The 12,013-nt window shown below is 71.0% G+C and carries 12 protein-coding genes; 8 read left to right on the plus strand and 4 right to left on the minus strand.

Features of this window, described 5'->3' with window-relative positions:
* Nucleotides 1-45 precede the first annotated feature (45 nt).
* The 7 genes from ACIHAD_RS17285 (at nucleotide 46) to ACIHAD_RS17315 (ending at nucleotide 7,967) form a co-directional block, all read left to right on the plus strand.
* Entirely contained in the window at nucleotides 46-918 is an 873-nt protein-coding gene (locus tag ACIHAD_RS17285) for an SDR family oxidoreductase (RefSeq protein WP_397355461.1), read from the plus strand.
* A 178-nt stretch (nucleotides 919-1,096) separates the two neighbouring features.
* A complete protein-coding gene (locus ACIHAD_RS17290) occupies nucleotides 1,097-2,254 on the plus strand; it encodes an ROK family transcriptional regulator (protein ID WP_397355462.1) in 1,158 nt (385 codons plus the stop codon).
* Nucleotides 2,255-2,265: 11 nt separating this feature from the next.
* Nucleotides 2,266-3,750, plus strand: a complete 1,485-nt coding sequence (locus ACIHAD_RS17295) for a sugar ABC transporter ATP-binding protein (RefSeq protein WP_397355463.1) — start codon at nucleotides 2,266-2,268, stop codon at nucleotides 3,748-3,750.
* Complete coding sequence (locus tag ACIHAD_RS17300) at nucleotides 3,750-4,757, plus strand: ABC transporter permease (RefSeq protein ID WP_397355464.1); 1,008 nt, start codon at nucleotides 3,750-3,752, stop codon at nucleotides 4,755-4,757. Before ACIHAD_RS17295 ends, ACIHAD_RS17300 begins: the two co-directional genes overlap by 1 nt.
* The gene (locus ACIHAD_RS17305; RefSeq protein WP_397355465.1) at nucleotides 4,754-5,800 is read left to right on the plus strand and encodes an ABC transporter substrate-binding protein; all 1,047 of its coding nucleotides are present in this window, start codon (nucleotides 4,754-4,756) and stop codon (nucleotides 5,798-5,800) included. Before ACIHAD_RS17300 ends, ACIHAD_RS17305 begins: the two co-directional genes overlap by 4 nt.
* Before the next feature lie 11 nt (nucleotides 5,801-5,811).
* On the plus strand, nucleotides 5,812-6,966 hold the full coding sequence (locus tag ACIHAD_RS17310; RefSeq protein WP_397355466.1) for a Gfo/Idh/MocA family protein: 1,155 nt from the start codon (nucleotides 5,812-5,814) through the stop codon (nucleotides 6,964-6,966).
* Entirely contained in the window at nucleotides 6,963-7,967 is a 1,005-nt protein-coding gene (locus tag ACIHAD_RS17315) for a sugar phosphate isomerase/epimerase family protein (protein ID WP_397355467.1), read from the plus strand. The genes ACIHAD_RS17310 and ACIHAD_RS17315 overlap by 4 nt, the downstream gene beginning before the upstream one ends.
* A 51-nt stretch (nucleotides 7,968-8,018) precedes the next feature.
* On the opposite strand, the gene ACIHAD_RS17320 is transcribed toward ACIHAD_RS17315, so the two are convergent.
* Complete coding sequence (locus ACIHAD_RS17320; RefSeq protein ID WP_397355468.1) at nucleotides 8,019-8,546, minus strand: hypothetical protein; 528 nt, start codon at nucleotides 8,544-8,546, stop codon at nucleotides 8,019-8,021.
* Between the two features lie 216 nt (nucleotides 8,547-8,762).
* On the opposite strand from ACIHAD_RS17320, the gene ACIHAD_RS17325 reads away from it, so the two are divergent.
* A complete protein-coding gene (locus ACIHAD_RS17325) occupies nucleotides 8,763-9,986 on the plus strand; it encodes an NAD(P)/FAD-dependent oxidoreductase (protein WP_397355469.1) in 1,224 nt (407 codons plus the stop codon).
* 266 nt (nucleotides 9,987-10,252) lie between these two features.
* On the opposite strand, the gene ACIHAD_RS17330 is transcribed toward ACIHAD_RS17325, so the two are convergent.
* Genes ACIHAD_RS17330 through ACIHAD_RS17340 form a run of 3 tightly spaced genes read right to left on the minus strand, consistent with a single transcriptional unit; the run spans nucleotide 10,253 to nucleotide 12,004 of the window.
* On the minus strand, nucleotides 10,253-11,341 hold the full coding sequence (locus ACIHAD_RS17330) for a Zn-dependent alcohol dehydrogenase (RefSeq protein ID WP_397355470.1): 1,089 nt from the start codon (nucleotides 11,339-11,341) through the stop codon (nucleotides 10,253-10,255).
* Between the two features lie 22 nt (nucleotides 11,342-11,363).
* A complete protein-coding gene (locus ACIHAD_RS17335) occupies nucleotides 11,364-11,555 on the minus strand; it encodes a ferredoxin (protein ID WP_357697388.1) in 192 nt (63 codons plus the stop codon).
* Nucleotides 11,552-12,004 carry a pyridoxamine 5'-phosphate oxidase family protein gene (locus ACIHAD_RS17340; RefSeq protein ID WP_397355471.1) on the minus strand — a complete coding sequence of 151 codons (453 nt, stop codon included), beginning with the start codon at nucleotides 12,002-12,004 and terminating at the stop codon, nucleotides 11,552-11,554. Before ACIHAD_RS17340 ends, ACIHAD_RS17335 begins: the two co-directional genes overlap by 4 nt.
* Nucleotides 12,005-12,013 lie beyond the last annotated feature (9 nt).

The following is a 12,013-nucleotide window of genomic DNA, read 5'->3' on the forward strand; positions in this document are numbered from 1 at the left end:
TATCGTACTCCTACCAGAATGTTGTTCTCTTGCTCTGGAGGTTCGATGCTTCGGTTCGATGACAGGGTCGCGATCATCACGGGCGCCGGGCACGGCCTCGGCAGGGCGCACGCGCTCCTGCTCGCCGAGCGGGGCGCCAAGGTCGTGGTCAACGACCTCGGCGGCGCGCTCGACGGCACCGGCGCCTCCACCGGCCCCGCCGCCGAGGTGGTCGAGCTCATCACCAAGAACGGCGGCCAGGCCGTCGCCAACGTCGACGACGTGGCCACCCCCGAGGGCGCGAGGGCGCTCGTGCAGACGGCTGTCGACGCGTTCGGCAGGGTGGACGTCGTCGTCAACAACGCGGGCATCCTGCGCGACAAGTCGTTCGGGAAGATGACGGTCGAGGACTTCGACGGCGTGCTGGCCGTGCACGTACGCGGGTCGTACCTGGTCAGCCAGGCCGCGTACCCGCTGATGAAGGAGGCCGGGTACGGCCGGATCGTCAACACCTCCAGCCCGGCCGGCCTGTTCGGCAACTTCGGCCAGGCCAACTACGCCACGGCCAAGATGGGCCTGGTGGGGCTGACCAAGACGCTGGCCGTCGAGGGTGCGCGCAACGGCATCAAGGCCAACGCCATCGCGCCGATCGCCTGGACCAGGATGACCGAGGCGCTGCTGCCGGCCGAGTTCGAGGCCAAGTTCACGCCCGAGCGGGTGAGCGCGCTGGTCGCCTACCTCGTGCACGACTCGTGCGAGTCGAGCGGAGAGGTGTTCACCGTCGGCGGCGGACGGGTGGCCCGCGTCTTCGTGGCCGAGGGGCCGGGCTGGAAGACCGACGACCTCACGCCCGAGGCGATCGCCGGCAACTGGGACGCGGTGATGGCCGAGCAGCCGTACGTGCTGACGGCCGGCGACTCGATGAAGGCCATGCTCTAACGCCCGCACCTGCCGGAAGCCGGTCGTCGCCCGTCCGGGCGGCGGCCGGCTTCCGCGCGTTCGGGAGGGTTGCGGCGCACGTCGCATGACAGGCTTTGTTCGATCTTCGGCATAAGTCCGTGCAGTTCGGTCGAATCAGACTCTTGATTTGCCGCATGAGTGATCTTATTGTTCCCGCATGACCCCCCAGCCGGGCTCGGCTGCCGACGTCCTGACGCTCATCAGCGCCGGATCGGCGACCACCCGTTCCGATCTCGCGCGCCTCACCGGACTGGCCAGATCCACGATCTCCCAGCGCGTCGACGCGCTCATCGAGCGCGGCCTCGTCGAGGAGACCGAGAGCGGCGAGTCCACCGGCGGCCGTCCTCCGCGCCAGCTCCGCCTGCACACCGAGGAGCACGCCTTCGCCGGCGTCGACCTGGGCGCCACCCACTGCCGGGTCGCGCTCATGGACATGACCGGCGGCCTGCTGGCCGAGTGCGAAGACCCGCTGGAGATCGGCGAGGGCCCCGAGAAGGTGCTCGCCCACGTCGACCAGCGGCTCGACCGGCTGCTCGGCGAGGCCGGACGGCCACGCGCCGCGCTGCGCGCGATCGGCATCGGCGTGCCGGGCCCGGTCGAGTTCGCCACCGGCCGCCCCAACAACCCGCCGATCATGCCCGGCTGGAACGACTACCCCGTCCCCGAGTACTTCGACGGCATCCAGGTGCTGGTCGACAACGACGTCAACGTCATGGCGCTCGGCGAGCACCGCAACGCCTTCGCCGGCACCAGCCACCTGCTGTTCGTCAAGGTCGGCACCGGCATCGGCTGCGGCATCGTGGCCGACGGCAAGCTCCACAGAGGGGCCCAGGGCTCGGCCGGCGACATCGGGCACATCCGCGTCAGCGGCCACGACGACGCCGGCTGCCGCTGCGGCAACAGCGCCTGCCTGGAGGCCGTGGCCGGCGGCGCCGCCATCGCGCGCCGGCTCGCCGAGCTCGGGCTGGCCGCCGAGACCGGCGCCGACGTCGTCGCGCTCGTCCAGGCGGGCAACACCCAGGCGCTGCGGCTGGTCAGGGAGGCCGGCCGGCTCATCGGCGAGGTGCTGGCCGGCCTGGTCAACTTCTTCAACCCCGAGGTCATCGTCATCGGCGGCGCGCTGTCGCGCGTCCACGAACACCTGCTCGCCGGGATCAGGGAGACGATCTACCGCCGGTCCCTGCCGCTGGCCACCCACCACCTGTCCATCACCCCGAGCCGCACCGGGATCAACGCCGCCGCGCTCGGCGCGGGCCTGCTCGCGATCGAGCACTACCTGTCACCGGACAACATCAACCGCATCGTCAACGCCTGAAGGGGACCCCGATGCTGGTCATGAAGGGCATCGTCAAGCAGTTCCCCGGCGTGCGCGCGCTCGACGGGGTCGATCTCGACGTACGGGCGGGCGAGGTCCACTGCCTGCTCGGCCAGAACGGCGCGGGCAAGTCCACCCTGATCAAGGTGCTGGCCGGCGCCCACCAGCCCGACGAGGGCACGATCGTCTTCAACGGCACGCCGGTCCGGCCCACCAGCCCGATCGACGCCATCCGGCTCGGCTTCGCCACCATCTACCAGGAACTGGACCTGGTCGACGGCCTCAGCGTGGCCGAGAACATCTTCCTCGGCCACGAGCACGCCCGCTTCGGGTTCGTCAACCGCCAGGCCGGCCGCCGGGCCGCCCGCGAGGTGCTGGAACGCCTCGGCCACGGCGAGATCCGCCCGTCCGCCGAGGTCGGACGGCTCTCACCGGCCGCCAAGCAGGTCGTCTCGATGGCCCGCGCCCTCTCCCACGACGCCCGCCTGATCATCATGGACGAGCCGTCGGCCGCCCTGGCCCACGACGAGGTCGCCAACCTGTTCCGCATCATCCGCGAGCTCACCGCCCAGGGCGTGGCCGTCGTCTACATCTCCCACCGGCTGGAGGAGATCCGCGAGATCGGCGACCGCGTCACCGTGCTCAAGGACGGCCGCACCGTCGCCGTCGGCCTGCCCGCCCGCGACACCCCCACCGCCCGGATCGTCTCCCTCATGACCGGCCGCGACGTCGAGTACGTCTTCCCGCCCCGCCTCACCAGGCCCCCCGGCGAGGAGGTGCTGCGCGTCGAGAACCTGACCGCGCCCGGCGTGTTCGCCGACGTCTCCTTCTCCGTCCGGGCCGGGGAGATCGTCGGGCTGGCCGGGCTCGTCGGCAGCGGACGCTCGGAGATCCTGGAGGCCGTCTACGGCGCCCGCCCCGCCTCCGGCCGCGTCACGCTCGCCGGCCGCCCGGCGCGCCGTCGCGTGGCCGGCGCCGTCAGGCAGGGCATGGGCCTGGCCCCCGAGGAGCGCAAGGCCCAGGCCCTGCTGCTCGACCAGAGCGTCACCGCGAACATCACGCTCGGCACCCTGCCGCAGTTCGCGAGGTTCGGATGGATCGACCGCAAACGCGAGCGGGCCGAGGCCGCACGCCTGGCCGAACTCCTCGACATCCGCCCGCCCGACCCCGAGCGCCCGATCAGGACCCTGTCGGGCGGCAACCAGCAGAAGGCCGTGCTCGCCCGCTGGCTGCTCGGCGGGCGCAGGCTGCTGCTGCTCGACGAGCCCACCCGGGGCGTCGACGTCGGCGCCCGCGCCGAGCTGTACGCCGTCATCCGCGACCTGGCCGACCAGGGCATCGGCGTGCTGCTGGTCTCCAGCGAGGTGCCCGAGGTGCTGGGCCTGGCCGACCGGGTGCTCGTGCTGCGCGAGGGCGCCGTCATCCACGAGGGCGAGGCGGCCGGCCTGGACGAGCACCGCGTACTGGACATGATCATGGATGGGAGGGCCGCCTGATGAGCGACCCCATTGAGGCGCCCGAACGACCCGCCACCGGGATCGCCCGGCCGAGACCGTCCCTGCTGAACGGGGTCGCCGAGATCCGCCATCTCGGCCTGCTGGGCGCGCTGGCGCTGCTCGTGGTCGTCGGCCTCGTCACCCGGTTCGACAACTTCGCCACCACCTCCAACCTGGTCAGCATCCTGGCCCTGGCCGCCACGATCGGCGTCATCACCGTCGGGGCCACCTTCGTGATCATCGGCGGCGGCATCGACCTGTCCGTCGGCGCGGTCATGGCCCTGGCCTCGGTGTGGGCGACCACGCTGGCCACCCAGTCGTACGGGCCGGTGGTGATGGCCGTCTGCGCGATCCTCGTCGGCACCGGGGCCGGGCTGGTCAACGGGCTGCTGGTCGCCTACGGGCGGATGGTGCCGTTCATCGCCACCCTCGCCATGCTCGTGGCCGCCCGCGGCCTGGCCCAGCGCATGTCCGACCGGAAGACGCAGCTCATCCAGGTCGAGGGCATCGTGCAGCTGTCCACCACGCGGGTGCTCGGCATCCCGCTGCTGGTCTACGTGTTCGCCCTGGTCGTGGTGCTGGGGTGGATCGTCCTGAACCGCACCACGTTCGGCCGCCGCACGTACGCGGTCGGGGGCAACCCCGAGGCGGCCAGGCTGGCCGGCATCGACGTACGCAGGCACACGATGCTCCTGTACGCCCTGTCCGGCTTCTGCTGCGGCGTCGCCGCGATCCTCATCATGGCCCGCACGACGACAGGCTCGTCCACCCACGGCGACCTGTACGAGCTCGACGCCATCGCCGCCGTCATCATCGGCGGCACCCTGCTCACCGGAGGCCGGGGCACGATCATCGGCTCGATCCTGGGCCTGCTGATCTTCACCCTCATCACGAACCTGTTCATCCTCAACGGGCTCAACACCAGCGACCAGCTGATCGCCAAGGGCCTGATCATCGTCGTCGCCGTCCTTCTCCAGCGGCGGAACCTGAAAGCGAGAGCAATATGAGTGAGAACGTCGCGCGCAGGGGATTCCTCGTCGGCGGGGCAGTGCTGTTAGCGGCGGGTTGCACCAGCAACGAGCCCGCGGCCGCTCCCTCGTCGGCGGCGCCCGCGCCCGCCACCGCCGCGAGCGGCAACGACGAACCCGGTCAGAAGGTGACGATCGGCTTCTCCGCGCCGGCCGCCGACCACGGCTGGATCGCGGCCATCGCCAAGAACGCCGAGAGCGCGGCCAAGCAGTACGGCGACGTCGACTTCAAGCCCGTCGAGCCCACCAACGACATCAACCAGCAGATCTCGGCCGTCGAGTCGCTGATCGCGGCCAAGGTGGACGCCCTGGTCATCCTGCCCAACGACGGCCAGCAGCTCAACCAGGTCGCGCTGCAGGCGGCGCAGGCCGGCATCCCGGTCATCAACCTCGACCGGGTGTTCCCGGACAAGCTGGCCTACCGGACGTGGATCGGCGGCGACAACTACGGCATGGGCGTCGCGGCCGGGCACTACATCGGCAAGCAGCTCAAGGACAAGGGCGTCGCGAACCCGGTGATCGTCGAGATCCAGGGCATCGCCACGCTGCCGCTGACCCAGGACCGCAGCAAGGGGTTCGCCGACGCGCTGAAGACGTACGGGTTCAGCGTCACGGCCAAGCAGGACGCCAAGTTCACCGTCGAGACCGGCAACCAGGTGGCGACCTCGTTGCTGCAGGCGCACAAGAAGATCGACGCCCTGTGGAACCACGACGACGACCAGGGCGTCGGCGTCCTGGCCGCCATCAAGGAGGCGAACCGCGACGAGTTCATCATGGTCGGCGGCGCCGGCTCGCTGAACGCGATGAAGGAGATCCAGGCGGGCACCTCGGTGCTCAAGGCCACCGTCACCTACAGCCCCACGATGGCCTCCTCGGCCGTCCGGCTCGCCCGGTTGATCGCGCAGGGCAAGGGCATGAGTGACCTCGTGGAGAACCAGGTTCCCCAGTCGATCACCCTCGCCTCGGAGACGATCACCAAGGAGAACGTCGACAAGTATCTGGCGCTCGGATTCGAATCCTGATCGGGGGTTGCATGTCAGACAAGACCACCATCGGCGTGGGCATGATCGGCTACGCGTTCATGGGCCGCGTCCACTCCCAGGCGTGGCGGAACGTCGGCGCGTTCTTCGACCTGCCGCTCGCGCCGCGCATGGCGGTGCTCGCGGGCCGGTCGAAGGAGCACACCGCGGCCGCGGCGGCCCGGCTCGGCTGGGCCGACGTCGAGACGGACTGGAGAGAGCTCGTACGGCGGGACGACGTGCAGATCATCGACATCTGCACGCCGGGTGACTCGCACGCCGAGATCGCCGTCGCCGCGCTGCGCGCCGGCAAGCACGTGATCTGCGAGAAGCCGCTGGCCAACACCGTCGCCGAGGCCGAGGCCATGGTCGCGGCGGCGGCCGAGGCGCCGGGCAGGAGCATGGTGGCCTTCAACTACCGGCGGGTCCCCGCGGTCGCGCTGGCCCGCCGGTACGTCGAGGAGGGCAGGCTCGGCGAGATCCGGCACGTGCGCGCCCAGTACCTCCAGGACTGGATCGTGGACCCGGAGTTCCCGCTGGTGTGGCGGTTGCAGAAGGACAAGGCGGGCGCGGGGGCGCTGGGCGACATCGGCTCGCACATCGTGGACGCCGCCGAGTTCGTCACCGGCCAGCACGTGGTGGGCGTGTCGGGGCTGACGGAGACGTTCGTCAAGGAACGCCCGCTGGCCGGGGAGTCGGCGGGGCTGGGCGGGTCCCGTACGGAGGAGAGGGGGGCGGTCACCGTCGACGACGCCGCGCTGTTCATCGGGCGGATGTCGGGCGGCGCGCTGGCCTCCTTCGAGGCCACCAGGTTCGCGACCGGGCGCAAGAACGCGATGCGCATCGAGATCAACGGGCAGCTCGGCAGCCTGGCGTTCGACTTCGAGTCCATGAACGAGCTGTGGTTCAGCGAGGGCGGGGGCGGGTTCGAGCGGATCCTGGTCACCGAGCCCGACCACCCCTACGTCGGCGCGTGGTGGCCGCCGGGACACGGGCTCGGCTACGAGCACACCTTCACCCACGAGATCAAGGACTTCCTGGAGGCCGTCGCGGCCGGCACCGACCCCGCGCCGTCGTTCGCCGACGGGCTGCGGGTGCAGCGCGTGCTGGCGGCGGTGGAGCGCAGCGCGGCCGACGGCAGCCGTTACACCCCTGTGGAGGACTCATGAGACCAGTAACGCTGTTCACCGGGCAGTGGGCGGACCTGCCGTTCGAGGAGGTGTGCAGGCTGGCGGCCGAATGGGGTTACGACGGCCTGGAGATCGCCTGCTCGGGCGACCACTTCGACGTGGCGCAGGCCGTGGCGGATCCGGCGTACGTGGAGCAGAAACGCGCCCAGCTCGACAAGCACGGCCTGAAGGTGTGGACGATCTCCAACCACCTCGTCGGCCAGGCCGTCTGCGACCATCCGATCGACGAGCGGCACAAGGCGATCCTGCCCGCGCGCATCTGGGGCTCGGGCGACCCGGAGTCCGTACGGCGGGCCGCGGCCGAGGACATGAAGAACACGGCCAGGGCGGCGGCGGCGCTCGGCGTGGACACGGTGGTCGGGTTCACGGGGTCGTCGATCTGGCACACCGTGGCCATGTTCCCGCCGGTGCCGGCGTCGATGGTGGAGGCCGGCTACCAGGACTTCGCCGACCGCTGGAACCCGATCCTCGACGTGTTCGACGAGGTGGGGGTGCGGTTCGCGCACGAGATCCACCCGAGCGAGATCGCCTACGACTACTACACGACGCAGCGGACGCTGGAGGCGATCGGGCATCGGCCGGCGTTCGGGCTGAACTGGGACCCCTCGCACATGGTGTGGCAGGACCTGGACCCGGTGGCGTTCATCCTCGACTTCAAGGACCGGATCTACCACGTGGACTGCAAGGACACGCGGGTCCGGATCGGCGACGGGCGCAAGGGACGGCTGTCGTCGCACCTGCCCTGGGCGGACATGCGACGGGGCTGGGACTTCGTCTCCACCGGGCGCGGGGACGTGCCGTGGGAGGACTGCTTCCGGGCGCTCAACTCGATCGGGTACGACGGGCCGATCTCCATCGAGTGGGAGGACGCGGGCATGGACCGGCTGGACGGGGCCAGAGAGGCGTTGGGGTACATCAGGAGACTGAACTCCATCACGCCGCCCGCCACGGCCTTCGACGCGGCCTTCTCCACCACGTAGGACGAGGGACTCTCAAGGGCGCCCGTTGCCCGGCCACCGGGCGCCCCCGCGCTAGACGTCCGGAGTGACGGCCTTCTCCGGAGCCGGGCTCCGCACGGTCATCAACCCCATGATCATGACCAGCCCGTAGACGAGGAACGGCCACCCGAACGGCCGGCGCGGCCCCCAGCCGTCGAAGGTGGTCGCCACTCCCACCAGGGTGACGGCCGCGGCCGAGAGCCATCCGAGGACCCGTCCCGCCGTACGGGTGCGCCGGCGCGTCAGCAGGACCGCCAGCAGGACCGCCATGACGACCCCCGGCCACGCCATGAGGACGTAGTCCCAGGCGTACGGGTAGTCCCACCCGTGGGCGGGGTCGTCGTGCGGCCGCGGGCGGATGACCTGGAGCAGCATGCCGTTCAGGGGTCCGGCGGCGAGGTAGAGCGGGAAGGCCATGGCCATCATGGCGAGGTCCCCGTACATCACGTCGCCCAGGTTCCCGTCCTGGGTCAGCCACGTCAGCGTCAGCACCGCGGCCCCGTACGCGCACGGGACCAGCGCTGTCGACAGGCCATGGACCCTGGCGATGGCTGCGACCATCAGACGCCTTCCCCGACCACTTTGCCGCTCCCGCGGAGCTGGGTGATCCCACGATAGAGCGCCCGCCCGGCCGCGCACCGGCCGACGCGGAACCCCTGATGTCGCTCACCGCGCCGGTGTGGGTAGGAGCCGACATGTGCCGCGATCGCCGCGCCGACGCCCGGCCCCGACCGGGCGCCGGGCCCTTCGTCCAGGACAGGAAGAGGAGATCCGACCATGCCTGAACCCGTGACCATCGTGATCGCCGGCGGCGGCCTGGCCGCCGCCAAGGCCGCGGAGGCCCTGCGCGAGGAGGGCTTCGACGGCCGGCTCGTGCTGGTCGGCAGGGAGACCCATCTGCCGTACGAGCGGCCGCCGCTGTCCAAGGACTATCTCCAGGGCGGCGCCGAACGCGACAAGATCTTCGTCCACGACCGTTCCTGGTACGCCGAGCACGACGTCGAGCTGCGGCTGGGCGTCGAGGTCACCGGCATCGACCCCGGCGGCCACCAGGTCACCCTCACCGGCGGCGAGCGGCTCGGCTACGACAAGCTGCTGCTGGCCACCGGTTCCCGGCCGCGCCGTCCCGGCATCCCCGGGGCCGACCGGTCCGACGTGCTGTACCTGCGTACCGTCGACGACAGCGAACGCCTTCGCGCCACCCTGGCCGGCGCCGGTCGTGTCGCGATACTCGGAGCCGGCTGGATCGGGCTGGAGGTGGCCGCCGCGGCACGGGCCGCCGGGGCCGAGGTCACCGTGATCGAGACGGCGTCCGCGCCGCTGCTGCGCGTGCTGGGGCCGTACGTCGCCCAGGTGTTCACCGCGCTGCACCGCGAGCACGGCGTGAACTTCCTCTTCGACGCCCGCCCCGCCGAGATCACCGACTCGGGGGTGCTGCTGGACGACGGCGCCCACGTCGAGGCGGACGTCGTCGTGGCCGGCGTCGGCGCCGACCCTGACACCGGCCTGGCGCGGGCCGCCGGGCTGACCGTCGAGGACGGCGTCAAGGTGGGGGCCGACCTGCGCACCTCCGACCCCGACATCTTCGCCGCCGGGGACATCGCCAACGCCTACCACCCGCTGCTGGGGTACCACGTCCGGGTCGAGCACTGGGCGAACGCGCTCAACCAGCCCGCCACCGCCGCCCGCGCGATGCTCGGCCGGGCCGACACCTACGACAACCTGCCCTACTTCTACACCGACCAGTACGACCTGGGCATGGAGTACGTCGGCCACATCCCGCCCGGCAGCACCCCCGACGTCGTGGTGCGCGGCGACCTGGACGCCCGCGAGTTCATCGCGTTCTGGCTGGACGAGAGGGACAAGGTGCTGGCCGCGATGAACGTCAACGTCTGGGACGTCACCGACCACACCCAGGCCCTCATCCGTTCCGGCAAGCCCGTGGACAGGGCCGCGCTCGCCGATCCCGCCGTCCCGCTCGACACGCTCCTGCCCTCCTGAGCCGCCCTCGCCGGCCGGCCCCGCCACGCGCTCAGAGCGAGGAGAACAGGCCGGGGCCGGCCGCCGGGGACGCCTTGACGGTGCGGCTCCGCCGCCCGGGACGGTCAGCGGACGACGCGGCAGACCAGGGCGTCGGACGTGCCGCGCAGCGCGGACATCACCACGTCCGTCGTGAGGAACTTGCAGGCCAGGTACGGGTCGCCGGAGCCACGCCGAGGCCGGAAACCGGGGGCCCGGCCTCCGGCCTCGGCGGGCTGGGGGTGGTGTCAGTCCATGATGACGATCTGGCGCAGCACCTCGCCGCCCCTGAGGGCCGCGACGGCGTCGTTCAGGTCGCTGAGCCGGATGCGGGCGCTGATCAGCGATTCCAGGTCGAGCTGTCCCGCCTTGTGGAGCTTGGCGAAGTACGGGAAGTCGTGCCGCACGTCGGCCTCGCCGTACAGGCTGGACAGCAGTCTCTTGCCCTCGAACAGCAGGCTGAAGGCGGAGATGGAGACCATGTCGTCCACCGCGCCGGCGCCGACCACGACCACGTCGCCGCCCGCCCGCGTGAGCTGCCAGGCGCTCTGGATGGTCGCCGCCTTGCCGACGACCTCGAAGCCGTAGTCGAAGCCGCTGCCGCCGGTCAGCTCGTTCAGGGCCTCGGGGACCTGCTCGGGGGTGATCGCGTGCGTCGCGCCGACCTTCTTGGCCAGGGCGTGCTTGGACTCCAGCGGGTCGATGGCGAGGATCGTCCTGGCGCCGGAGACGCGGGCGCCCTGGATGACCGACAGGCCGACGCCGCCGCAGCCGATCACCGCGACCGTGGAGCCGGGACGCACCTTGGCGGTGTTGATCGCGGCGCCCACACCGGTCGTGATGCCGCAGCCGATCAGGGCCGCCGCCTCCCACGACACGTCCTCGTCGATCTTGATCGCGCCCTGCCAGGGCACGATGACCTCCTCGGCCCAGGTGCCGCAGCCGGCCATGCCGAACGCCGTCGCGTTGTCGCCGCCGAAGCGGAAGTTGCCCTTGCTGAAGGACTCGATGACGTACTTCATGCACATGTACGGCTGCCCGCCCACGCACAGGTCGCAGGACTGGCAGGCCGGGCGCCAGCTGATCACGACGTGGTCGCCCGGCGCGACCGACGTGACGTGCTCGCCCACCTCGACCACCTCGCCCGCGCCCTCGTGGCCCGGGATCAGCGGCACCGGCTGCGGAAGCACGCCGGACATGGCCGACAGGTCCGAGTGGCACACGCCCGTGGCTCTGATCCGTACGCGGACATCGGTCGGCCCGACGGGGGCCAGGGTGATGTCGTCGCGGATGTCCAGCTTGTCGTTGCCTACGGCGTGCAGGATCGCGGCGCGCATGGGGTTCCTCCTCCGGCTACGGCTAGTCCTCTAGCGACAGGGCGGCTTTCGGGCAGGACCTGACCGCGCTGCGGACGCGGTCCCGCATTTCGGGGGGTGGTTCGGGGAGCAGGATGTGGAGCTGGTCGTCGTCATCCACCTCGAACACCTCGGGCGCGAGCCCCATGCACACGGCGTTGGCCTCGCAGACCAGTTCATCGACCTTGACCTTCATGTGAGCCTCCTGTGGTCCCATGAGACCACTTTGGTGCGCTCGACGACGTAGGCGATCCGTTTCCTCCCGGTCTGCTCGACATAGGGGCTCAGCAGGTCGTCCGGTACGCCCGGGGTCGTCCTGCGCGCGATCATCATGCCGATGTCGAGCACGCGGTCGCGGTCGTCCACCTGCTCGGCGACGCCGTACACCAGGACGCCCCGGAGCTGGTCGTAGTCGTCGCCCGCCTCGACGAGGCAGCTCACCCGCGGGTCGCGCGCCAGGTTGCGTGCCTTCTGCGCCTTGCCGTACGTCCAGAAGGCGATGCGGCCCTCGTCCAGCCCGTAGAACATGGTCACCAGATGCGGTGTCCCGTCGGGGTTGACGGTCGCGAGCTGGACCTTGCGCGACCCCTCCAGGAACGCCGTGACCTCGTCGTCGGACATCGCGATGCGAGCGCGCTGATTCACGTGCCAAGT

The sequence above is a fragment of the Nonomuraea sp. NPDC052265 genome, from assembly GCF_044547985.1.
Lineage (GTDB): Bacteria > Actinomycetota > Actinomycetes > Streptosporangiales > Streptosporangiaceae > Nonomuraea.

Bases quoted from the DNA above. Each gene is read 5' to 3' on its own strand.
- ACIHAD_RS17285 (WP_397355461.1), top strand. From the start codon at position 46: ATGCTTCGGTTCGATGACAGGGTCGCGATCATCACGGGCGCCGGGCAC.
- ACIHAD_RS17290 (WP_397355462.1), top strand. From the start codon at position 1,097: ATGACCCCCCAGCCGGGCTCGGCTGCCGACGTCCTGACGCTCATCAGC.
- ACIHAD_RS17295 (WP_397355463.1), top strand. From the start codon at position 2,266: ATGCTGGTCATGAAGGGCATCGTCAAGCAGTTCCCCGGCGTGCGCGCG.
- ACIHAD_RS17300 (WP_397355464.1), top strand. From the start codon at position 3,750: ATGAGCGACCCCATTGAGGCGCCCGAACGACCCGCCACCGGGATCGCC.
- ACIHAD_RS17305 (WP_397355465.1), top strand. From the start codon at position 4,754: ATGAGTGAGAACGTCGCGCGCAGGGGATTCCTCGTCGGCGGGGCAGTG.
- ACIHAD_RS17310 (WP_397355466.1), top strand. From the start codon at position 5,812: ATGTCAGACAAGACCACCATCGGCGTGGGCATGATCGGCTACGCGTTC.
- ACIHAD_RS17315 (WP_397355467.1), top strand. From the start codon at position 6,963: ATGAGACCAGTAACGCTGTTCACCGGGCAGTGGGCGGACCTGCCGTTC.
- ACIHAD_RS17320 (WP_397355468.1), bottom strand. From the start codon at position 8,546: ATGGTCGCAGCCATCGCCAGGGTCCATGGCCTGTCGACAGCGCTGGTC.
- ACIHAD_RS17325 (WP_397355469.1), top strand. From the start codon at position 8,763: ATGCCTGAACCCGTGACCATCGTGATCGCCGGCGGCGGCCTGGCCGCC.
- ACIHAD_RS17330 (WP_397355470.1), bottom strand. From the start codon at position 11,341: ATGCGCGCCGCGATCCTGCACGCCGTAGGCAACGACAAGCTGGACATC.
- ACIHAD_RS17335 (WP_357697388.1), bottom strand. From the start codon at position 11,555: ATGAAGGTCAAGGTCGATGAACTGGTCTGCGAGGCCAACGCCGTGTGC.